Consider the following 22,898-nt stretch of genomic DNA (forward strand, 5'->3'; position numbering starts at 1 on the left):
TGCTTTGAGCAAGGGTCTTTTTGTATTTTCATAAATGAACAATAAAAACGTAGATAACCCATAAATTGTAAGATAAACTGATGAAAAGGAGGTACCTATGGTGAAATGTCTAATTTTTCTAGGAATGGTTATCCTTCTAGTTGGATGTGGGAGTACGTCTTATAAGACCATTCCACAGCCGAAAGTGCAAGCGGAAGAACCGTTTGTACAGGATCCTTTGGAATCAGAGAGCAAACCTCTCACATCTCTATCTCCTCAGTACTTAGATGAGAGTAAATATACAGGAGATGAACTTCAAATCGTAAGATTAATCAACCAGAGAGCTGAGTATTTGTGGGAAGGTAACGAAGAAGAATATCTGACGTTATTGACAGAGGATAGTCCCGTATCTCAAATTCCAGATTATCAGATTCAAGAAACTTGTGATAGAAGATGAGATCGCTGTTCAAGAACAGAAGCAAATCTATCAGGCTGCGTGCAGAATCAAAGAAATTTATATAGACAAAACAGAGAGTTCTAGAGGGTATGTATTCAAAAAAGATAAACATGATGCGCAAGCAGTTTGGAAGATAGCAGATATTGATTAAGGTGATTGGTCTTGTATTGTATTTTTATTTTTATTAATTGTAGGCACTCAGTGAAAAAGGAGACAAGAGTAATGAACCTCGCCAATCGGATTACCATCGCTAGAATCACACTGATTCCTTTGTTTATGCTCTGTTTTTACTCTTATTCCAATGTCGTAAATTCGGGACATGCCCCGATCTGGACTACAACGAGCTATGTCTTGACTGTATTTTTGTTTGTTCTTGCTGCGGGGACAGATAAGCTTGATGGTTATGTGGCTCGAAAATATAATCAAATTACGAATTTGGGTAAGCTGCTTGATCCATTGGCAGATAAGTTGCTCATCTCTGCTGCCCTAATTATGATGGCAGAAGCAGGCATGGTTCCCGGATGGATGGCTTTCATTATTATCGGCCGTGAATTTGCAATTACTGCTTTAAGAATGGCTGCTTCTGGGAGAGGGATAGCTCTTGCGGCAGATCAGTTTGGTAAAATAAAAATGGTCCTGCAGGTGATCGCCATTACGGCTGTACTTTTACATAACTTTCCGTTCAGTTTGATTACGACTTTCCCTGTCGATCAGACACTTTTAGTTGCAGCTACCTTCGTAACCCTGTTATCAGGATGTAACTATATCATCCGTAACCTGTCCTATTTTAAAAATTAAGAGGTGAAAGAATAATGCATGAATTACGTGAACGCATTCCTACAAGGAAACCGGGAGTGTCCCTTTCGGATATTGCTTACACAGAGACAAAACTTCAAGCTTTATTTCCTGCGCAATATAAAGAGCTCGTACAGCTGGTGAATCAAGCTGAAATTGATGAGTGGATTCTCTATCCTATAAAAGATAACCAGCGGCTCGCTAAAACATCCGATGATATTATCCGAAATAACGAATTGATAGATTTGAGTGATTTCCCAGAGCGTTATATTGCGATCGCTGAAGATGGAACAGGTGATCTTCTGTGCTATGCTGTGGGTGAACAAAATCAGATGAGTGAGACGATCTACTATTACGATCATGAGTCCAATGAAATGGAGCCAATCTACGAGAATCTCGCATCCATGATTGTAGAATTATCGGAGGAATGATAGGTGATAACATCATGATAAGAAATAAAGAAACAGGGGAACATTATATTTGGGGAGCAGGCTGTGATGGCTGGAAGCTTGTGAATGATCCGAGTCTAAGCATTATTCATGAAAAGATGCCATCAGGTACATGTGAATCAAGACATTACCATGAGGTAGCAAGACAATTTTTCTTCATTCTCTCTGGCGCTGTAGAACTAGAGGTGGATGGAGTTACCTACAGCCTCTCACCACAGGAAGGGATGGAAGTTCAAGCGGGAACTCCACACCAGATCTTCAATCGTTCGGAAGAAGATGCAGAGTTTCTCGTTATCTCCTCACCGAGATCAGCCGGAGATCGGGTGGAGCTTACCTAATGAGAGGAAATTTCACCTTAGTGGTATGATCTCCTTCTAGTAGACAAGAATAAAAAGACTTCTGGCATTTATAATCAAAAAGCCTCTCGTCCAAAGGGCGAGAGGCTTTAGTGCTAATACCTCGGATATATATTTATCCTTATCAGCGTTGTTCAATTAAGAATGTTTCTCCTGTTTTATCATATATCGTAACCCTCTACAAATCGTAATGCACACGCAGCATGGTAATTCGCTAAATCTTTTGCAAACTGCTCATCAGGAAATCCTCTATGAAGCAGTTTCAAACCACCCGATAGTAAGGATATATGATGGTGGAAACGGTAGAATAACATCCGATCAGGATCAAGCTTATCGTTCTTTAGATATCGGTAGAAATCCCCAAATCGTATTTCTAAAAAACTATGTTCATGCTCGATATCAAAGAACATTGCCCCCTCGATGTCAATCAAAAAGGGTTCAAGCTTGTCATTAACAAGCACATGGTTTGGGCCTAATTCCCCGTGAATGAACTCATACTGCGTTCTTGGTTTAATTCTTGATTCAAGTTCATACAAAATATCGATTAATTTGTTTTGATTGACACCAATGTCCTTCATATATTGTGAAGCATATGATAACTGTATCTTGGCATTTTCCATTTGCTCGTAATGGCAGTTCTCGGTCCCCATCTCACGATGATCCGCTTTGCCAAAAGAATGCCTTTCGTTAGCATGCATACGAGCCAGCATATCCCCCAGCCGTTCAAACACTTTATCCTGAACTTGTGAATCGGAATGATCATAATAAGATTCTGCCGTCTGTCCGTCCACATATTCAACAAGCGCATAATCAAATGGGTAACGCGTTTTTTCGGTATTGAGATCATAAAGAGTGGGGGTCTTGATTCCATGTTGTATTAGATACGTGTTATTTAATTCAAAGAGATGACTACCATAAGAATGTTGATGAATATCACCATCTTCTATATCTTCTTTAAAATAATTCATGGATAAATCCCATATATACAAAACGCAGACGAAGCCATTACTGCACGTAATCTTATAGACCACTTTCTGTGCACCGCCATGCATTTTCGTTACACTGCTAGCTAAATAACCGGTACCAAAAACTTTTTTCATATAATCCTCTAGATCAGTCTGGTCGAGATGGCATGTAAAGTTCACTAAACAACACTCCAATTTAAGTTTTTGCCGGCTACATCATTGTAGATAAATTTCCTGCCAAAATATAGACTTTTTCTTCATGAAGGATTATGATGTTGAATAAGGTCTTGAAAAAAACAAACAAAAATCCTTTGGGTTAGAATCCAAAGGATTTTTTTGATGAAACTCCACCGGCATTTAACTACGCCTTAAAATTATATAAAGGTTTAATAATCTCTACTATCTCCAGCGCATCCTTCGTATTCTCCAAAATCTCCTCGATCGGTTTATAAGCCATAGGGGCTTCATCGAGCGTTTTGGTACTAACGGAAGAAGTCCACACATCACGCATGGTATCCTTAAAATCATTCATATGAATGAGGTCTTTCGCACGTGAGCGGCTCATGAGTCTTCCAGCCCCATGGGGAGCAGAATAGTTCCAATCCGGATTTCCTTTTCCAATCGCAATAATGGAACCGTCACGCATATTGATCGGAATAATCACTTTTTCATCTTTTTTGGCTGAAATGGCACCCTTCCGTATGATCTTATCTTCTGGGTTAATATAGTTATGAATGGTAGTGAATTTGTCTAGATTCTTGTAGTCGAGCTGCAAAAATTCAGCAATTGCTTTGGACATGCCCCGACGATTTAGCAAAGCAAACTCTTGAGCGGCATACATATCTTCTAAGTACTCATCAGCCCCTGCACCTTCAAGAAACATCAGCGGTTTGGGCACTCTGTAGAGTTCCAGCTCCGCGTCATACTTTTGAATAACAGCTGGGATAGAGTCTGCATCCCCAGAAGCACGTAATAAGCGAAGTTCTTCCTCGCGTTGCTCCATGAGCTCTTGTAACCGGCTGGTGCAATAACGTTCTGCCTTTTTCTGATGGTAAGTTGCCACTTGAAGGCCCAGATTCCGGCTTCCCGAGTGAATGACCAGAATTTTGTTACCTTCCGAATCTACATTAATCTCTATAAAATGGTTGCCTCCGCCAAGAGAACCAATGCTTCGCTGATGTTTTTCATAGTCTGTCCCTGTTTTTTTAGAGATTCGCTTGATCTGTTCCTGGAGAGCAGGTTTCTCCAGTTTATGCATCACCTTTTGATGGATGGAGTGACCATGTGGAACTTTGTGCCTGATAAAATGATCCAGTCGAGCAAAATCAATTTCTATTTTTCCAAGATAGGTTACCTCCATACCACATCCAATATCAACGCCGATGAGATTAGGAACGACCCGACCTTTTAATTGTTGAGTGTAGCCGATAACGCAACCTTTTCCGGCATGGGAGTCCGGCATGATACGAACTTTCGCTCCTTCAAAGGCTTTCTGGTTACATAGTTCAAGCACTTGGCCGTAGGCCGTTTCCTCCAGGTGTGATGTGAAAATTTTAGCTGTATTATACTTTCCGATCGCTTCAAACATACAAAATTCTCCTTATAATTCTCTCGTTATTCTAATGAAGAGTATATCATCCGATAATTTCCTTAGTGTAGTTACTAATTACTTTAAAACATTTAATACGTAAGCTCATTCTTTAATAACAAGTCCAAAAATCTTAGTGAATAGAATAGCCTGTGCTGGAGAAATAATACAACCTTGAAGATCTTCAAGCGTAACACCCAGGTTGAAAAATTCATTGTTACTGAGATCAATTCCCTTAAGGCTTGCTCCAGAGAACTGTGACTCGTTTAACATACAACGCTCAAACTCAACCTTTGTGAATTCCGAATGATAGAAGTCTGACTTCAGCATAGAACAGTTTTCAAAAGACACCTGTTTCATGTTACTGAACCGGAACGTAGCATAATCACCTGCGCAATCTTGAAATACGATGTTCCGAAGAGTGGCAGCTGTGAGGTCCATCCCGATAATTTTGCAATGTTCGAATCGTACCCGGTGAAGAACAGCCTCATTAAAATCCACATTAGATAAGTCGCAGTGAGTGAATACAACATCCGTTAGTTCGGCACTTGGAAAGGATACCTGGCTAAATGTAACATGGCTAAATTGCATCTGATCAAACAGAACTTTTTCAGCCGTAACATAGGAAATTTCTTGTTCTTCGCATACCGACTGTATCCATTCTGTTCGGTCGTCTATCATTGCACTGGAGAGATCTAGTGTATTTAGCTGATGAGGCAGTTTGGGGCGGATGATTTTGAGTGGAGATTTCTCTGTATTTGGCATGGTAAAATATTCCTCCTGCGTTTTAATGTTTTATGTAAATAAATCTGAGTTTATAGCTATAGAGAAGTGTGCCTTCACGTATTGTAACAAAAACGAGATATCTTTTGATGGGTTAAATGTTCGTAAACATGGTTTGTCTTGTTATAATAAGGGTAACGGAGCATAATAGCGAGTAATGACGGGACACGATAAACCGTGTGATGATAGCTACGTTTATATTTATAGATAGGGAGTGCTTGTGCAATGAGACAACAATTTCTGATGAGTTCGTGGAAGACGGCGTCCAAGTTAGTATCGTCCTATTTTAAGAAAAGCTGGTCCATTCACGACTATCCTACCGAATATAGACAGATATCTGGCCAAGACACGGGAGAAGAGCAGTTTCCCTGGGAAGCACGGATTATTAACTGGTACTGGATGAGCGGAAAAGGACATACGAAGCAAGAAGCATTTAAGGCTTTGCAAGAGAATTTTATAGATTATCAGGCAAAAGGAAATGATCTGCCTAGACCAGGAAGTAAATCAGGAGTGGTGTTTACTTCAGTGGAGCAGATTAACTATTTAGAGCCAGAAGGCATTATTCTATTCAAAGAGATATTTGGATTGGATTATTACGGCATGTTTATATCAGATGATACGACGCTGTATGATTTCTGCGATACAAAAGAAAAAGCCCAGCGGAAAATCGCCAAAATTCAGGAGAAGTATGGGATTAGGGTGGAGGATATTTCGGGGCTGCGAATTGTGGGTATTCTGGAACGTATGCGGGAAGCAGGCGTGTGAGTGGTTTTACTTGTATAAAATAAATAGATCCATTTTGCAAATGTATGGCAAAATGGACGGTATGGAGGACCCGGTCTTTAAGATTTTAATATCTTAAGCCGGTTTTTTTATTGTTTTTTATAACTCTGTTTATGTACGGAGGATAGTTAAAAATAAATACTTTGAACCTTTTCCGGCTCTAGGCATATGCTGACCTCATAACACTGCAACTTAAAAGACCTTTTGGGTTTTATTCCCTTGGCGCCAACTTATCCCCGTAGTTCAGGAGCAGATTTAATGACAGCATTTCAGCTCGGACAACTGCTTGGAGTACTTAAAACAAGTGTTCGTAACTATGCAATTGCAATAACTGAGACAGCAACCCCACAGGTTCGTGAGATGCTGAAAAAACATTTGAATGCAGGAATCGATCTTCATGCTAAGGTATTTAATTATATGCTCGAAAGAGGCCTGTATCCTTCCTATGATCTTCCAAAATTACTGCAAAATGATGTTAAAAATGCCCAGACAGCGGTGTCTTTGTAGGAATATATAAATATCTAAAATAAGGGAGGTGCTCTCAATAGAGAGTTACCTCCTTTGACTATTTTATAGACAATTCTTTAAAAATAGTAGAGTATCATCGTTTAATAATTTATAAGACGGTTAATTAATAGACATGCAGGAGGTAAGATTACTTTCTGTAAACTAATCCAACATAAGGAGTGATTTCAAATGGCTAATAATAATCGCAATGATAAGATGAGCCGCGAGGAAGCAGGACGTATGGGTGGAGAAGCAACAGCAAAAAATCATGATAAGGAATTCTACCAAGAGATTGGCGAAAAGGGTGGAGAAGCTACCTCCAAAAATCATGATAAAGAGTTCTACCAGGAGATTGGCGAAAAAGGTGGAGAAGCTACCTCCAAAAATCATGGTAAAGAGTTCTACCAAGAGATTGGTGAAAAGGGCGGAGAAGCTCGCAGCAACTCTAATAATGATGGTAAAATGAGCCGGGAAGAAGCCGGCCGTAAGGGTGGACAAGCAAGTTCTCGCTCATAATAATGAATTTTCAAAAACATGATCTGTTTAAGTTTAATGAACCAGATTACTTGTGATGGATAATAAATATTGTTTAACTAGTAAGAGGATGACTTCTGATCACCATCGGAGGTCATCCTCTTATTCGTCTGTCTTATTCGTCTGTCAGAAGATTTAGAAGATAATGTTCTCAATATAAATTATGAAAGCGTTTAATCAGAGGTGGTGGTAAAATAAGGTTGGATGTGAGGGGGAGGCATAAATCACAATGAAAAAGATGCTCTTTGTATACGGACTTTTACTATTCGCCTTTCTAATTTATGTCTTTCAATACATGTCAGAGGATAACAGACAGGGAGATCCAGCAGGTATGGGATTAAGAGGCGAGATCTCGGAGAAATATGTCATGATCACCTTTCAATCGGGGCTTGAATATTGGAAGAGCGTACTTAAAGGCTTTGAGGATGCTGCGGATGCCATGAATGTATCTATCGAATACCGAGGAGCAACCAATTACGATATTCATGAACAGATTACGGTGCTGGAGCAGGCAATTGCCAAAAAACCAGCAGGTATTGCACTCTCGGCTATGAATTCCCATGCCCTTACAGCCGTCATTAATCGTGCGGTGGATGAAGGAATTCCCGTTGTGTTATTCGATGCAGGTGTCCCAAACAGCAAGGCATACTCCTTTTTGGCCACGAACAATTACAATGCGGGAGCGACCGCTGCCAAACAGATGTCTGAGCTCATTGGCGGGCAAGGGGAAGTTGCGGTTATTACCTTGCCTGGGCAACAGAATCATATTGAACGGACCAAAGGGTTTACGGAGACGATGAAAGAGTCTTATCCGGATATTGAGGTGGTTGATACGGTGGATGGCAAAGGACGTATCGAAGTTTCAAGAAGACAAACAGAGAAGCTGCTGGAGAAACATCCTCATCTTGCGGGGATTTTTATTACGGAAGCAACTGGGGGTGTCGGCGTTGGAGAAGTGGTTAAAGCGAGGATAGAAGCAGGGAAAAGTAGAGTTCAAATTATAAGTTTTGACACCAATAAAGGAACGCTCGATATGATTCAGGACGGGACGATATCTGCAAGCATTGCGCAAGGAACCTGGAATATGGGGTATTGGTCTTTGCTATACTTATTCCATCTGCATCATGAGCTGACGACGCCGGCACCTTCTGCTACCGATGTAGTATCGCCGCTTCCGGTACTAGTGGATACGGGGATTAATGTCGTGAATCAGCAAAATGTGGAGCAGTATTATGCGAAGTAAGAAGAAGGAGATGCCTTCATGGAAGCAGCTGCGCTTTAGCCAATTGCCTCTAAGATATCAGCTCTCAATTCTATTTTTATTGATTGGTATTGTCCCTGCTCTTGGGCTTGGCGTGGTCGTAAACTTTACCGTTGATCGAATTGTAGAAAGGCAGGTAGAAGACAACACGCTCCAATTGATTGGAAAAGTGAATCAATCCCTGGATAAGGCAATTGATAATCTGCAAACCATTACCTATCTCGCTGAATTCGATGAGGATGTCCAAGCGTTTATCCATGAAACCGGTACTGTGAGAGATCCTCGTCAGTTAACCGAAAATATGAGTGCCTTCTTTCAGGGATTCACAACATTGTACCCAGAAATAGCAGGAATCATGGTCGTAAGTTCGGGGGGAGCTTATCTGAGCAATGAGATGTATGCATACAGTGATGCAGATCTGACAAAAGAAGAGTGGTTCAAACAAGCAGCAGAGCAGAAGGGGATATTTACGGTTATCGGACATCCTGGTAATCGAAGTGTAACGACCCATGTCAATTATACGCCAGAGGAAGTTATCTCTGTGGCTAGGTCCTTTGTTGATTCGGAGACACAGGACATCAAGGGAGTCATATTAATTGATCTGAAGCTGCGTTCCCTATCGGGGATTGTTCGAGATATTACCTTAGGCAAGAATGGATATCTGATGATTCTGGACAAGGAAGGCGACAAGATCTATGCACCTGAGAATTCCGTTCTTAGGCATTTTGATGCTGCCTGGTTTGACGATAATTCATCGGGAACATTTAACAAGCAAATAGGTAATGAAAACTTTCAATTTCAATATCAGACCTCATCCTATACAGGATGGCGAACAATCGGGGTATTCGATACAGGTGATTCGGCACTTGCCGTCCGGGAAATTCATTTCTATGTTGTCTGCTACTTATTTATAGTCTGCATGTTCGGCTTAATGGCAGCTTATGTGCTGTCTCAGTCGATCTCAAGGCCTATCCATCATCTGATGTCTTTGATGCGCAAAGCGGAAAAAGGAGACATGACCCTGCGCTATTTAGGCGATAGGGGAGATGAGGTAGGACAGCTGGGTACCAGCTTTAACCGTATGCTCCAAGAGATTAAAAAGCTGATGACAATCAATCGGCAAAAGGAGAAACAAAAGCAGGAGGCAGAACTGCGGAGTCTCACGGCGCATATTAAACCGCATTTTTTGTATAACACGCTGGATACAATTCACTGGATGGCGCATAAGCAGGGAGCGGATGATGTATCGGTCATGATCCAGTCTTTATCTAAGTTGTTCCGGATTGGACTTAGTAAAGGAAGTCATATGATTCCCTTATCCCAAGAGATAGAACACATCTCCAGCTATCTGCAAATTCAAAAAACACGTTACAGGGACCGGGTTGAGTGTCATATAGATATCAAGGACGATCTGCTTGATTGTTACGTTGTTAAGCTGATGCTGCAGCCTTTAGTAGAGAATGCGATATACCATGGAATCAAGGCTAGACGCGGTGCAGGTACCATTTTAATTAAAGTCAGGAAACAAGAAGAAGTATTGATCATTACGGTATCGGATAACGGAGCGGGAATGGATGCAGACCGGCTGCGGCAGTTACGAAAGCAACTGGATGATCCTTTGGCTACTATAGAGACTCACAATGAGGAGCAACTGCCAGGCCGGAGCTATGGATTACTTAATATACAGGCTAGAATCCAGCTCACATTCGGACCATCCTATGGCATTACATTAGACAGCACGCAAGGAGAAGGAACGACAGCAACGATATTACATCCCATAGTAACGAAACCGCAAGTTATGTTAGATCATGTGATGGAGGAAGAAGAGAGATGAAGCACCCTTATCAGGTTCTGATTGCAGATGACGAGCCCATCATCCGTGAAGGTATCTTCGAGTCCATAGACTGGCGATCCCTGGGGATGGAAGTGATGGGGCTTGCCGAAGACGGAGCAGAAGCACTTGAAATGACGGAACAGCAGGTACCCGATATTATACTCGTTGACATGAATATGCCCATTATGGACGGCATTACATTGATCCAGTCCCTCCGTGAGAATAATTTGGATTCAAGATGTGTAATCATTACAGGATACGATGAATTTGGTTATGCCCAGAAAGCGATTGGGCTTGGCGTAGATGAGTATATTTTGAAACCAGTAGATCCGGCCACACTGGAAAAAGTACTTCGCCGCATCAAATTGTCACTTGATGAGAAGCAGAAGCAGCGTCTAGAACAGGAAGCAGCGAGTGAGCATGTGAAGAAGAAAAGGGAGATCCTGCGTGAACAATTAGGTCAGGAATGGATTCAAGGAAGACTCAGCGAAGGAGAAATTATCAGTCAGTTACATCTGCTGGCCCTCCCTCCTGCGCATCCTGTCAGCCTTCTCGTTATTCGCTGGCCGGAGATGCCTACAACGAAGGTCTTGTTAACAGAGAGAGATCGAAAGCTTTATATGTATGCGGTAAAAAATATAACCGAAGAACTGCTCGGAAGTGACAGTGCACTGATCTTTAAATATACAGATGACCTGATTGTGGGCATTACGTGGATTCAGATTACACCTGAGCTTCTGATGAAGATAGAGGATGCGGCAAAAGGAAGCTTGGGGATTACCGTCCATACTGCTTATGAAAATGCGGAAGGTCCATTAATCGACATTTCACAAGCTTACCAGCGGATCAAGGATAACATCTATCAGGAAGCATCCGTCTCCCCGCTGGTTCGCAGAGCTAGACATTATCTTCAAGAACATTTCCACGACCCAGCACTAACCCTGGAGCTCGCTGCAAGCGAACTGTCCGTATCACCCGTATATTTGAGCCGAATGCTAAAAAAAGAAGTAGGGGACTCTTTTATTTCTTTACTGACAGGGATTCGCATCCGCAAAGCCATTCAGCTTCTCAACGGTACCGAGCTTAGCATTCATGAGATTGCTGAACAGATTGGTTATGAGAGTCAGCATTACTTTAGTACCGCTTTTAAAAAAGTGATCGGGATCTCACCAAATAAATACCGGAAAGGGGAGGCTTTTCAAAATGAATGAAGGAGCCTCGAGCCTCAGCTGTGCTTTCATAGACATGTAATGTACTCAAAAGGGCGCCATTAGGCGTTCTTTTTTATGTGGTGAAAGGTTTGATTTTTATAAAAAAGGTTGTAAATGTGCAAAGACGGTCAATTTACTGGAGTGCTATGATAATAGACGAACAAGGAATTACTGGATATGTAAGCGCTAACTTAACGCCTGATATCCTTTTATTTTCTATATAAATCGTACAAGCGAAAGGGTGGGACCGATGAAGAAAGGATTATCAATTCTGCTTCTTTTCGTGCTCGTCATCTCTTTAAGCGGGTGCAACCTTGCGGAAACGGAAGGAAGCGACAGTAAAGGCTATGTTGGTATATCAATGCCTACTAAGTCTTCAGCGAGATGGGTAGCAGATGGGCAGAATATGGTGAAATTGTTTGAGGAGAAAGGATTCAAGACGGATATGCAGTATGCCGAAGACGTCGTTGAGAACCAGATCGCACAGATTGAAAATATGATCACCAAAGGGGTAGACGTCATTGTTATCGCTTCGGTTGACGGTAATACTTTGACCGATGTCATTAAAAAGGCACATGACGAGGGGATCCAAGTCATCGCTTATGACCGTTTGATTCGAAATACGGAGTATTTGTCCTACTATGCGACCTTTGACAATTTTCAGGTTGGTGTCCTTCAAGCTTCCTACATCGAGCAAAAGCTGGGGCTGAAAGAAGGAAAAGGGCCGTTTAACATTGAGCTGTTCGGGGGATCTCCGGATGATAACAATGCTTATTTCTTCTTTGATGGGGCTATGTCGGTTCTGCAGCCATATATCGATTCCGGGAAACTAGTTGTTCGAAGCAAGCAGACAACGATGAGTCAGATCGCCACGCTGAGATGGGACGGAGCCGAAGCCCAAAAGCGGATGGATAACCTGATTAGTGCCCATTACTCCGGTGAAGAAATTGATGCTGTCTTGTCCCCCTATGACGGAATAAGCCTCGGTATTATTTCTTCTCTGAGAGGTGTAGGGTACGGAAGTAAAACAAAACCTTTACCCATTATTACGGGCCAGGATGCGGAGTTGTCCTCTATTAAATCGATCGTTAACGGGGAGCAAACACAGACCATTTTCAAAGATACACGCAAATTAGCAGAGCGGACAGTCAGCATGGCTGAAAGTGTTCTAAATGGTACAGAGGCAGAAGTAAACGATACAGAAAGTTATGATAACGGAAAAGGCATCGTACCTTCTTATCTTTTAGAGCCGGTATCCATTGATGCTGCCAATGTGGAAGAAGAGATTATAGGTTCTGGATATTACACAAAAGAAGAAGTTGGATTGAAATAGAAGCCTATACAAGGGCAGGAGAATTTATACGCGGGAAGGTGAAATCATGGCTGAATATATTCTTGAAATGCGTGGGATCACGAAGACTTTTCCAGGAGTAAAGGCACTGGAGAATGTGAATTTAAAAGTCAAGCCGGGTGAGATTCATTCTTTATGCGGGGAGAACGGAGCAGGGAAATCAACGCTTATGAAAGTGCTCAGCGGGGTTTATCCACATGGAACCTATGAGGGTGATATCCTGTTTGAAGACGATGTATGTGAGTTCAAGACCATCAAGGACAGCGAAGAAAAAGGAATCGTTATCATTCATCAAGAGCTGGCGCTCATTCCCGATCTCTCTATTGCGGAAAATATATTTTTAGGCAATGAAAGAGTAAATAAAGGGATTATCAATTGGCATGAAACGATTATGAAAACCCGGGACCTATTAAAAAAAGTGGGGCTCAGTGAGAATCCTAACACGCTGATTACGAACATTGGCGTCGGCAAACAACAGTTAGTCGAGATTGCAAAGGCGCTTTCTAAAAAAGTGAAATTACTCATTCTTGATGAGCCGACCGCAGCGCTGAACGAAACCGACAGTCAAAATTTACTCAGGCTAATGCTCGAATTTAAGAAACAAGGGATTGCTTGTATCTTAATCTCTCATAAGCTGAACGAAGTATCCGAGGTATCCGATTCAGTTACCATTCTTCGGGATGGCAAAACAATAGAAACCTTAGATATGAGAGCTAAGGATATGTCAGAAGATCGAATTATCAGGGGGATGGTCGGTCGTGATTTGACAGATCGTTATCCGGAGCGCAAGCCGAATATAGGAGAAATGCTGCTTGAGGTCAAAGACTGGACGGTGTATCACGAGCACCATGCGGATCGCAAAGTGCTGGATAACGTAAACCTCAATGTCCGCCGCGGCGAAATTGTTGGAATTGCAGGACTTATGGGCGCAGGGCGGACTGAACTGGCAATGAGCATTTTTGGTAAAGCTTACGGACGGAAGATATCGGGTGAGCTTCGTAAGGAAGGCGCAGTCATTCAAAATAACAGCATTGGTCAAGCCATTGATAATGGATTTGCCTATGTCACAGAAGATCGCAAAGATTATGGATTGGTACTGATACAGGATATTAAACGCAATATTTCGCTGACTGGTCTTCCTAAGCTGCAAAAAGCATCAATTATAAACGAGAATGAAGAGATTGTAGTAGCTGAAACGATGCGTAAACGGCTGAAAATCAAAACTTCCAGCATCCAGCAGGAAGTTCAGAATTTGAGCGGTGGAAATCAGCAGAAGGTTGTACTTAGCAAATGGATTTATTCCGAGCCTGACATTCTGATTCTAGATGAACCGACACGCGGAATTGATGTAGGTGCTAAATTTGAGATCTATACGATCATTCAAGAACTTGCCAGCGAAGGGAAAGCTGTCGTTGTCATTTCCTCAGAGCTGCCTGAGATCCTCGGTATCTGTGATCGGATTTATGTAATGAACGCGGGAAGAATTACCGGGGAAGTGAACCGGAGTGAAGCGAATCAGGAAGTTTTGATGAAATATATGACCAAGACACCGAGCAAGGGAACAGGAGGGGCTTAAGATGGGGACATTAATAAAGCTGTTTAAAAATAACATTCGCCAGTATGGCATGATTATTGCACTAATTTTGATCATGATCTTGTTTGGACTGCTCAGCGGAGGATTGTTATTCGAACCGATCAACATTACCAATCTTATATTGCAAAATAGTTATATTCTTGTACTAGCGATCGGAATGGTGCTGGTCATCATTACCGGACACATTGATTTATCAGTCGGGTCAGTCGCGGCTCTTGTTGGAGCATGTGCTGCAATCATGATGGTGGACATGAACCTTCATCCTGTCATTGCTGTCATTCTCTCTTTATTACTGGGTGCGCTTATAGGGGCATGGCAGGGGTTTTGGATTGCTTATGTTAGAATTCCGGCCTTTATTGTGACCTTAGCAGGGATGTTACTGTTCCGGGGAATGACGATGATTGTCCTCGAAGGTCAATCCATTTCTCCTTTGCCTGAAGGATTTCAAAAGATCAGTGCCGGATTTATTCCAGACTTCGGTAATATGGAGACAAACTTGGTAGCGCTGCTCGCCGGAATTGTGGTAACGATTCTATACGTGATGAGTGAAGTGAAAAATCGCAGAAATCAGCAGAAGTATCAGTTCGAGACGATTTCAAGTTCTCTATTTATTGCTAAATTAGTTGTGATTGCTGCCGTCATTAACATATTCTCTTTTGCGCTTGCTAGTTATGCAGGTATACCAAACATTCTGATCTTGCTAGCAGTGCTAATTGTTGGATACTCTTTTATCATGAACAGGACTGTTATGGGACGTCATATCTATGCGATTGGAGGAAACGAGAAAGCCGCAGGTCTCTCTGGGGTAAAAACAAAAAAAGTAACCTTCTGGGTATTCGTTAATATGGGCGTTCTTGCAGCTATCTCTGGCTTAATCTTTACGGCAAGATTAAACGCAGCTATTCCAAGAGCGGGAACAAACTTTGAGCTTGATGCCATCGCAGCTGCCTTTATTGGCGGAGCATCTGCTTCCGGCGGGATCGGAACGGTGTATGGTGCAATTATTGGCGGTCTCGTTATGGGTGTACTGAACAACGGGATGTCATTGATTGGCCTTGGTATAGACTGGCAGCAAGGGATTAAGGGACTTGTTCTCTTGTTAGCGGTAGCTTTTGATATCTACAATAAGAATAAAAGAGCAGCTTAGAATGATCGGGTAGGAGATGTCCTTTCTTATATAAAGTGACCGGTAAGTGATAGGTTTTCACCTATTACTTATCGGTTTTTTTATTGAGCAATCCATTTTTCTTATTGTGCAGCTTCAATGTGAACGAATAGAGGAGTTATGGTCTCTGATGAAGAAGCAATCCTTAATATGGGAACTGCACCAACGCTCATGCATGGATCTTCCTATAATACAGGTTGAGGTGATTTAGTTGGCAAAACAAACATTTGTGCTTGCACCGGATTCATTTAAAGAAAGTATGACAGCTAAAGAAGTATGTATTGCTATAGAAAAGGGACTGCGAAAATCCTTTCCAGAAGCGAATTATCTGCATGTACCTATGGCAGATGGAGGCGAAGGGACAGTCCAATCTCTGGTAGATGCCACAGGCGGAAGAATGTTCGAAAAAGAAGTGACAGGTCCTCTAGGAAACCAAGTAACTGCAAAATTCGGAATTATGGGAGACGGCACAACCGCTGCCATTGAAATGGCTTCAGCAAGCGGGATCCACTATGTAACGAAAGATACGAAAAATCCCATGATTACGACCACCTATGGAACAGGAGAACTAATCCGTGAATGTCTAGATCAAGGTATAAAGAAAATTATAATGGGTATCGGCGGCAGTGCAACCAATGACGGCGGAACAGGTATGGCGGAAGCGCTCGGAGCTAAATTCCTTGATCAGAAAGGAAAAACTCTTTCTCGCGGAGGCGGTAATCTTGGTCGGCTACATACGATTGATGTGGCAGAACTTGATCCCAGACTTCAGGAGGTGGAAATTGTCGTTGCCTGTGATGTAACCAATCCACTGTGCGGTGAGAATGGTGCGTCGCATGTTTTTGGTCCACAAAAAGGGGCTACCCCTGAAATGGTCCTTCAGTTAGATAACAATCTAGCTCATTATGCGGAGGTAGTGAAGACTGTGCTGAACAAAGATATCCGTAATGTTCCTGGCGCGGGTGCAGCAGGCGGGCTGGGTGCAGGATTACTCATTTTCACAAAATCCACACTTCAAAGAGGCATTGATATTATTATTCAATACACGGGGCTGCGCGAGAAACTTGCTGGGGCTGATTACTGCTTCACAGGAGAGGGCGGAATGGACTTTCAGACCAAATTCGGTAAGACACCTTACGGCGTGGCCAAAGTTGCAAAAGAAAAAGGAATCCCTGTTATTGCACTTGCTGGTTATATTGGAGAAGGCGTGGAGGTTCTCTATGAAGAAGGGATCAATGCGATTTTTGGTATTGTTCCTGGTGCTCAAGAGATTGAAAAACTGCTTGCCGATGGTCCTCGTAATGTCGAGCGTACAAGTGAAAATATTGGTAGGCTGCTTAGCTTGAAAATCTAAATGGAAGAGCAGAGAAAACAAAGGATAGTAGAACCGTGCTTTGCCGGATAAAACGAAAAGGGGATTTGAATGAAATCTATAAGTTTTTTGTTTGGATTGCTTCTATTGTCTGCTACCATTTTAGTGGCGTGTACCTCTAATTCTTTGATGAGAAGTTCGGAGAAACAGCAGATCGTGGAACATGTGAAGACAGTGGAAGAGAGTGAATTTGATCTTATTTACTTTAACAAATCCTATAAACAATATCATAACGCTATAAATGAAATTGTAAGTGAAGAATACTGGGCATCTATCCGTAGTGAGATTATATTTGGATATGATAGTGCTACATACACCCGAGATGATTTGGTGAATATGCCTCAAGAGGAGTACGACAAACATAAAGAACATATGCTTAATTTAATTCATGGAATTGGTATGGAAAAACTTAGTGCAACGGTGCGCATATCGGATGTGTATGAAGGGGAACAGTCTAATCAAGTTAATATATACACGATTGAAAATAAAGAGTTGAAAGATCAACCGTTCTCCGCAACTACTAAGAAGTATACATTGGAGAAATACAACGAAAAATGGCTTATTACTAAAGTAGAGCAAGATAAATTTAATTATGTAAACGAGCAGACAGCAGAGGAGATGGAAGAGGGAATCAAGGGACTTAATTATCAAACCCATGAGGGCAAAGTTATTGGTTATCCGACAGTAATAGTGTTGTCAGGCGTAGGAAAAGTATAGGGTTTAATAGTGACATTGGAATTAACAGATAGAGGAGGATCGTTACAATGAATACAGAGGTACTGTTCACAGAAGAGCCGATATTTGAAACGGAACGAATAATACTTAGAAGATTAGATATGGATGACCTGGAAGAATACTATCATTTTGCTTCAGACCCGTTCGTATCGGAACGGACATTATGGAATCGGCATGAATCTACCGAGGACACCCGAGTGTTCTTAGAGAAAGTACAGAAATCATTTATAGAGAAAATAGCCTATCGTTGGGCTGTTATTTATAAGCCGGAACAAAGATTAATAGGAAGAATTGGATTTATTCATTTGGACGAAATACACAGCTGTGCAGAAATCGGATATGCAATTTCTAGTAGATATTGGGGAAAGGGTATCACTACGGAAGCAATAAAGGAAGTGATTAAATATGGGTTTAGTCATATGAATATAAATCGAATTGAAGGAAGATGTAACATAGATAACTTAAGTTCAGCCCGGATTATGAAAAAAGTCGGGATGAAGGAGGAAGGCATACTTCGAGAAAAGTTTCAGATCAAAGGAGAATTTGTGGACCAGATTCAGTTTGCGATGATTAGGAAAGATGTGCAAGAAGAAATATGGAAGTTTTAGGAAAGGAGGCAACAATACTTGAAATCGACGATGAAAGTAGCAGGAATATTTATCCTTTTCGCTCTACTTGCGTATGTGATTGTATCTTATAGTCTTAACACTTCGAATTCAAGCCATAACAAGCCTTATGATGGGAGGGAGCTCCACATTGGTATGGTAGGTGAAGCACCCGTGGTACGCGAGAAGCAGGTTTCTTTTCATAAAATAAATCTTGAGCAGATGAAGGAAGAAAGCAGCCATTTGGATGCTATTTTTATTAGTAAAGAATTTTTATCAAAGGCTGCTGCACCAGAGTTTGCAAAAGTATATAAGGAATTAGAGATCCCCGTGTTCTTTCTACAATCCGAGCGGAGTTACGTTCCTTTCTTCTATGAAGAGCTTAGTTATGAAGATGCACCAGATACATCGGTTGATCTTAGCTATGCAACTGCACTCGTTCCGCAGCAAGGAAATGAAATGGGATACTGGCAGTTTGGAGTCTATAATGACAGACGGAGTAAAAGAAATATTCAGTCTGCTTACTCCAAGATGTTTGAGGCTATTGATCAAGGAAGTATTCATGATGGAGAGAAGTAATTACGCTTCAAGAGGATTTAATTAGTTATAAACATATAAAATTTTACATAATAATGGTACAATTAGGAATAAGTTGTTTACTCAGGACTTGAGGGAAAGAGGCAAGTCCTTTTTTATTTTATATTAGAGGAGGAGTGTATGCTCATGGATCAAGGAATCGGTGTTTTCAGTATTATACCCATATTTTTAATTATCTGGTATGTCGTTTGTCTAGGATTAGGTATTTATTGTTTTGTATTATTCGTGAAACTGGCGCGGAGAGGGATTGCTGCGCTTGATATTTACATCGGTAAACATAAGAATCCAAACAATCGGATAGACCAAGAGCTGTAGTACTCTAACTTATATAGAATGAAGACATACATAGTCGCCGCTTAGCCTATTGCTGAGGGCGGCTTTTTTTCTGATAAAAATTCTATGAAACAAGGCACCTACTGCTAACGTTAATAATCATGTAGAATAGATATATTCTAATACATTACATCTTAGAGAGGAGCATGACTACACGATGAATAATAAATGGAAGAACCTTATTTTGATTCTTACCTCCATTTTACTGATTTTTGGAACGGTACAAGCGAAGAAAAAGTATGCCCAGTATCAAAATACACACAGGTATGTGCTGTCATTAATGAATCACGAATTAGTAACCAAGGGTATGAGTAATTACAGTAAACTAAATCGGCTGCTGAACGAACTGGATCGAGGCAGGATCACCATGACTCAGTTTGAGAGCGGGCTTCTAGATGTGGTTAAGAATTTGGATAGAGCTGAGCTCGCTGAATACACACTTGCAAATACCCATTGGAATTACACATACGACCAGCCCATAGGTGCAAATGATATCACAGGATTTTTAACGTATATCTCCTACAAACTGAAATATATAGCTCTCTCGGATGATGATGCGGCTAAAGTGGAAGCTGTGAAAGAACTGAAAGAGATCTTTTTGACATTGGAAAATAACTTAGATCAAGAGCGGATGATCAGTGGAAATTATCCTTCTATTAAAAACAGTTGGACCGCTGCATTGAAAGTAGTATATAAGGAACATGGCGATTCAGATCTCGTGAAAAGTTTTTTTGAAAACAATGAGAGATATACAAAATAAACAAGTGGCTTCATTCAATAAGGGGGAATGACCTCTGATTAGTATTCAGAGCGAGATCACGATTGATAGGCCGATACGTTGCTGTTTTGATGCAGCGAGAGATTTGGATCTGCATACCCGAACGGTATGGAAACATACTCACGAGAAGGTCATTTCATCCCCTGGAGGTATAGATGGACAGCTGATCGGGTACGGTGAGATGGTAACCTTTGAGGCAACTCACTTTTTAGTTCGTCAGCAGCTTACATCTAAAGTGGTAGCTTTTGAGCCGCCCTACATGTTTACAGATCAAATGCAGCAAGGCGCGTTCCACAGAATGACACACATTCACGAGTTTGAAGTCCTTGGTCCAAGTTCAACACGGCTTAGGGACACGCTTTATTTTGAAGCTCCTTATGGATGGGTAGGAAGGCTTGCGAAACGTTTCATTTTACAATCATATATGAAGAATTTCCTGGAATACCGTAATAAGCAGTTAAAGAAGATGCTAGAATCATAGAGAGTACATATAATTTACTCTTCACAAGGAGAAATAATAAAATGACCAACGGATCAAATGATATTGAAGTGAAACTGTACACGATGTGCGTAGTACGTGACGGAGATCGAATCTTATTAATGAACCGTCCAAGTGAAAACGGATTTCCAGGATGGATTGCTGCAGGAGGGAAAGTGGACTTTCCCGAGTGCTTAACCGAAGGGGCCATACGCGAAGTAAAGGAAGAAACGGGTCTTACAGTAAGCAATTTAATATACAAAGGTCTTGATGAGTTTGTTGATGTGAACGAGAAATATCGGTATATGGTATTTAATTATATTACGGATATATTTGAGGGAGAGCTGTTGGACAACCCTCCCGAAGGAGAACTTCGGTGGATCCCGCTTGATGAACTGGCACACTATCCGATGCAAGATTGGTTTAGAGAAAGACTGAGGTATTTTTTTGAAGACGGAACCTTTGAAATTTATGCTCTATGGGATGAAAAGCGTAACGAAACACAAAAGCGAACCATAACAAAATTGTAGGGAGAAAGACAAAAGTGAATCATATTCGGTACGAAGATTTGACCTATCTACTTAGTGGAAACGAAGTACAACAAGCAGCATACCGGGCACTGCAGAAACACCATGTGATGGAGATTTTATCTCCATACACTCCTATCCTTACAGGAACGATTCCGATCGATATCGATATTGCAGGTAGTGATCTCGATATTATTTGTGAGGTGCATGATTTTTCGGCATTTGAACGACTTTTACGAAGTGAATTTGGAGACTTCCAGGACTTTATTTTGACGAATAAAATAGTGAACGGAATCAGAAGAATGAAGGCCAACTTCCAGCTTGAGCAGTTTGAGGTTGAGGTATTTGGACAGCCCATTCCGGTCACTAAGCAGAACGCCTATCGTCATATGGTGATCGAAGACCGTATACTTCGTCTTTATAATGAAGATTTTAGGAAGCAAGTTCGTTCACTCAAACGAAAAGGGTATAAAACAGAACCTGCTTTTGCCATGCTGATGGATTTAGAAGGAGATCCCTATGAGAGCCTGTTAGAGGTAGAATCATGGGCTGACGAGAAAATTGAAGCAATGGGGTATCCTTCTTTTATAGATATCCATTCCATATGAACAATAGAGAGGAAGATTGCTGATGAACGTAAAAAAACGCAAGGCTTTTACTAGAGTTCTACTTCTTCTGCCGTTTCTGTTGATTATCGTTCTCCTGCCTTTTGCTTATTCAAGTAAAACATATTATCCCGCAGCCCCTTTCTCTGCAATAAGCAAGAAAGAAGCGGTTCAAGCATTAGAACCGTCTTCCAAAGAACTGATCTATTTGACAGAAGAGGATGGTAAAGGGTGGTACGGATTTAAGGGCAACCAAGGTGATGGCGCAGAGGCCGTTATTTCTTTCATGAAGTCTAAAGGATGGACGTATCAAATTCAGGAGGGAGCAAGCTATTTCTTTGGCAAAGAAAGTGGAGTAACTTCCGAGAAGGAAGCAACTGCAATCGTGGACAGTGAAATGTGGACAGGTCAATATGTTCTCTACAGCATCCCTGTTCGTCACTTGGAAGAATAACTATCCATGCACCATATACCAACCTAATATGAATTCAGGAACATCGCCAGCATAATAAAAAAAAAGACGCGAGTGGAACGGATCGCATAGAACGATCATTCCACTCGCGTCTTTTATTTATCTACAACCTATTACTTTGTTTTTTGCTTAAAATTTTCTTTCAGCAAGGAAAGAGACAATTCTGCTGTCGAGGAAACGATGAGGTCCGCTTTTTGCATTTGAGCAGGGGTACCTACGCCAACCGCATACATACCAGCGGAGAGAATAGATTCGATTCCTGCTTCTGCATCTTCAATGCCGACACATTCTTCAGGCAGAACACCAAGTTTAGCGGCACCCGTTAAGAAGATTTCCGGATCTGGTTTTCCTTGTTTAATCAAGTTCACATCAACCACATGATTGAAATAATGAGTAACTCCGAGACGATCCAGAATAAACGGTGCATTCTTACTTGCAGAGGCAAGGGCTGTGCCAATGCCAGCTTCTTGTAATTCTTTTAGGAGTGCTTCAATTCCTGGAAGCAAGTCAGCAGGTGTGACTTTTGCGATCATTTCTTTATAGAGATCGTTTTTCTTTTCAGCAAGTGCTTTTTTCTCTTCATCGGAGTAAGCAGTGTCACCTAGGGACAGGATGAGTTCTAGGGATTCCATCCGGCTGACCCCTTTTAATTTCTCGTTAAATTCCTTATCAAAAGGAAGGTTCAACTCATCAGCTAGACTTTTCCATGCTAGATAATGATATTCTGCTGTATCAGTAATAACCCCGTCGAGGTCGAAAATAACGGCTTTCATTCTTTCTCCAC

General features: G+C 41.4%; 27 protein-coding genes. 23 read left to right on the forward strand and 4 right to left on the reverse strand.

All coding sequences use genetic code 11. The features are described 5' to 3' along the window. The first annotated feature begins 97 nt into the window (after positions 1-97). The 4 genes from QPK24_RS06605 (at position 98) to QPK24_RS06620 (ending at position 2,018) form a co-directional block, all read left to right on the forward strand. Positions 98-436, forward strand: coding sequence for a putative periplasmic lipoprotein (locus QPK24_RS06605; protein WP_285747218.1), 339 nt, complete (start codon positions 98-100; stop codon positions 434-436). Positions 437-658: 222 nt separating this feature from the next. Then, positions 659-1,234 (forward strand): CDP-diacylglycerol--glycerol-3-phosphate 3-phosphatidyltransferase, encoded by a 576-nt coding sequence (gene pgsA / locus QPK24_RS06610; protein WP_285747220.1) that lies wholly within the window; start codon positions 659-661, stop codon positions 1,232-1,234. Positions 1,235-1,248: 14 nt separating this feature from the next. After that, positions 1,249-1,662: an SMI1/KNR4 family protein gene (locus tag QPK24_RS06615; protein WP_285747222.1), complete on the forward strand. Its 414-nt coding sequence runs from the start codon at positions 1,249-1,251 to the stop codon at positions 1,660-1,662. Positions 1,663-1,676: 14 nt separating this feature from the next. Further along, entirely contained in the window at positions 1,677-2,018 is a 342-nt protein-coding gene (locus tag QPK24_RS06620) for a cupin domain-containing protein (RefSeq protein WP_285747224.1), read from the forward strand. Positions 2,019-2,197: 179 nt separating this feature from the next. Here the strand turns inward: QPK24_RS06620 and QPK24_RS06625 are convergent, their stop codons facing one another. The 3 genes from QPK24_RS06625 to QPK24_RS06635 form a co-directional block, all read right to left on the reverse strand. Further along, positions 2,198-3,136, reverse strand: coding sequence for a phosphotransferase family protein (locus tag QPK24_RS06625; protein WP_285749146.1), 939 nt, complete (start codon positions 3,134-3,136; stop codon positions 2,198-2,200). 226 nt (positions 3,137-3,362) lie between these two features. Next, a complete protein-coding gene (locus QPK24_RS06630) occupies positions 3,363-4,589 on the reverse strand; it encodes an RtcB family protein (protein ID WP_285747226.1) in 1,227 nt (408 codons plus the stop codon). A 105-nt stretch (positions 4,590-4,694) separates the two neighbouring features. After that, positions 4,695-5,354: a pentapeptide repeat-containing protein gene (locus QPK24_RS06635; RefSeq protein WP_285747228.1), complete on the reverse strand. Its 660-nt coding sequence runs from the start codon at positions 5,352-5,354 to the stop codon at positions 4,695-4,697. A gap of 243 nt (positions 5,355-5,597) precedes the next feature. Between QPK24_RS06635 and QPK24_RS06640 the strand changes: the two genes are divergently transcribed. From QPK24_RS06640 to QPK24_RS06730, 19 genes are all read left to right on the forward strand, one after another. Further along, complete coding sequence (locus QPK24_RS06640) at positions 5,598-6,137, forward strand: hypothetical protein (protein ID WP_285747231.1); 540 nt, start codon at positions 5,598-5,600, stop codon at positions 6,135-6,137. Between the two features lie 276 nt (positions 6,138-6,413). Next, positions 6,414-6,662, forward strand: coding sequence for a spore coat protein (locus tag QPK24_RS06645; RefSeq protein WP_285747233.1), 249 nt, complete (start codon positions 6,414-6,416; stop codon positions 6,660-6,662). 189 nt (positions 6,663-6,851) lie between these two features. After that, on the forward strand, positions 6,852-7,178 hold the full coding sequence (locus tag QPK24_RS06650) for a KGG domain-containing protein (RefSeq protein WP_285747235.1): 327 nt from the start codon (positions 6,852-6,854) through the stop codon (positions 7,176-7,178). A 247-nt stretch (positions 7,179-7,425) separates the two neighbouring features. Continuing rightward, positions 7,426-8,439 carry a substrate-binding domain-containing protein gene (locus QPK24_RS06655; RefSeq protein ID WP_285747237.1) on the forward strand — a complete coding sequence of 338 codons (1,014 nt, stop codon included), beginning with the start codon at positions 7,426-7,428 and terminating at the stop codon, positions 8,437-8,439. Beyond that, a complete protein-coding gene (locus QPK24_RS06660; RefSeq protein ID WP_285747239.1) occupies positions 8,429-10,291 on the forward strand; it encodes a cache domain-containing sensor histidine kinase in 1,863 nt (620 codons plus the stop codon). Before QPK24_RS06655 ends, QPK24_RS06660 begins: the two co-directional genes overlap by 11 nt. After that, positions 10,288-11,502: a response regulator transcription factor gene (locus tag QPK24_RS06665; protein ID WP_285747241.1), complete on the forward strand. Its 1,215-nt coding sequence runs from the start codon at positions 10,288-10,290 to the stop codon at positions 11,500-11,502. Before QPK24_RS06660 ends, QPK24_RS06665 begins: the two co-directional genes overlap by 4 nt. A gap of 250 nt (positions 11,503-11,752) precedes the next feature. Beyond that, complete coding sequence (chvE, locus tag QPK24_RS06670; protein ID WP_285747242.1) at positions 11,753-12,835, forward strand: multiple monosaccharide ABC transporter substrate-binding protein; 1,083 nt, start codon at positions 11,753-11,755, stop codon at positions 12,833-12,835. 46 nt (positions 12,836-12,881) lie between these two features. Then, entirely contained in the window at positions 12,882-14,429 is a 1,548-nt protein-coding gene (gene mmsA, locus QPK24_RS06675) for a multiple monosaccharide ABC transporter ATP-binding protein (protein WP_285747244.1), read from the forward strand. Position 14,430: 1 nt separating this feature from the next. After that, positions 14,431-15,594 (forward strand): multiple monosaccharide ABC transporter permease, encoded by a 1,164-nt coding sequence (mmsB, locus tag QPK24_RS06680; protein WP_285747246.1) that lies wholly within the window; start codon positions 14,431-14,433, stop codon positions 15,592-15,594. A 229-nt stretch (positions 15,595-15,823) separates the two neighbouring features. After that, on the forward strand, positions 15,824-16,966 hold the full coding sequence (locus QPK24_RS06685; protein ID WP_285747248.1) for a glycerate kinase family protein: 1,143 nt from the start codon (positions 15,824-15,826) through the stop codon (positions 16,964-16,966). 69 nt (positions 16,967-17,035) lie between these two features. Next, positions 17,036-17,701 carry a hypothetical protein gene (locus QPK24_RS06690; protein ID WP_285747250.1) on the forward strand — a complete coding sequence of 222 codons (666 nt, stop codon included), beginning with the start codon at positions 17,036-17,038 and terminating at the stop codon, positions 17,699-17,701. Between the two features lie 47 nt (positions 17,702-17,748). Beyond that, the gene (locus QPK24_RS06695) at positions 17,749-18,327 is read left to right on the forward strand and encodes a GNAT family N-acetyltransferase (RefSeq protein ID WP_285747252.1); all 579 of its coding nucleotides are present in this window, start codon (positions 17,749-17,751) and stop codon (positions 18,325-18,327) included. Positions 18,328-18,345: 18 nt separating this feature from the next. Then, a complete protein-coding gene (locus tag QPK24_RS06700) occupies positions 18,346-18,903 on the forward strand; it encodes a hypothetical protein (protein WP_285747254.1) in 558 nt (185 codons plus the stop codon). Between the two features lie 144 nt (positions 18,904-19,047). After that, complete coding sequence (locus QPK24_RS06705; RefSeq protein WP_285747256.1) at positions 19,048-19,236, forward strand: hypothetical protein; 189 nt, start codon at positions 19,048-19,050, stop codon at positions 19,234-19,236. 175 nt (positions 19,237-19,411) lie between these two features. After that, a complete protein-coding gene (locus QPK24_RS06710) occupies positions 19,412-20,014 on the forward strand; it encodes a hypothetical protein (RefSeq protein WP_285747258.1) in 603 nt (200 codons plus the stop codon). 103 nt (positions 20,015-20,117) lie between these two features. Further along, entirely contained in the window at positions 20,118-20,513 is a 396-nt protein-coding gene (locus QPK24_RS06715; protein ID WP_320416911.1) for an SRPBCC family protein, read from the forward strand. 41 nt (positions 20,514-20,554) lie between these two features. Next, complete coding sequence (locus QPK24_RS06720; RefSeq protein ID WP_285747260.1) at positions 20,555-21,040, forward strand: 8-oxo-dGTP diphosphatase; 486 nt, start codon at positions 20,555-20,557, stop codon at positions 21,038-21,040. Positions 21,041-21,054: 14 nt separating this feature from the next. Then, positions 21,055-21,645 carry a DUF4269 domain-containing protein gene (locus QPK24_RS06725; protein WP_285747262.1) on the forward strand — a complete coding sequence of 197 codons (591 nt, stop codon included), beginning with the start codon at positions 21,055-21,057 and terminating at the stop codon, positions 21,643-21,645. Positions 21,646-21,667: 22 nt separating this feature from the next. Beyond that, positions 21,668-22,096, forward strand: coding sequence for a hypothetical protein (locus QPK24_RS06730; protein ID WP_285747264.1), 429 nt, complete (start codon positions 21,668-21,670; stop codon positions 22,094-22,096). A gap of 131 nt (positions 22,097-22,227) precedes the next feature. Here QPK24_RS06730 and pgmB read toward each other — a convergent pair whose 3' ends face one another. After that, positions 22,228-22,887, reverse strand: coding sequence for a beta-phosphoglucomutase (gene pgmB / locus QPK24_RS06735; RefSeq protein ID WP_285747266.1), 660 nt, complete (start codon positions 22,885-22,887; stop codon positions 22,228-22,230). Positions 22,888-22,898 lie beyond the last annotated feature (11 nt).

Origin of the sequence: Paenibacillus polygoni (assembly GCF_030263935.1) — a bacterium.
Taxonomy (GTDB): Bacteria; Bacillota; Bacilli; order Paenibacillales; family Paenibacillaceae; genus Paenibacillus; species Paenibacillus polygoni.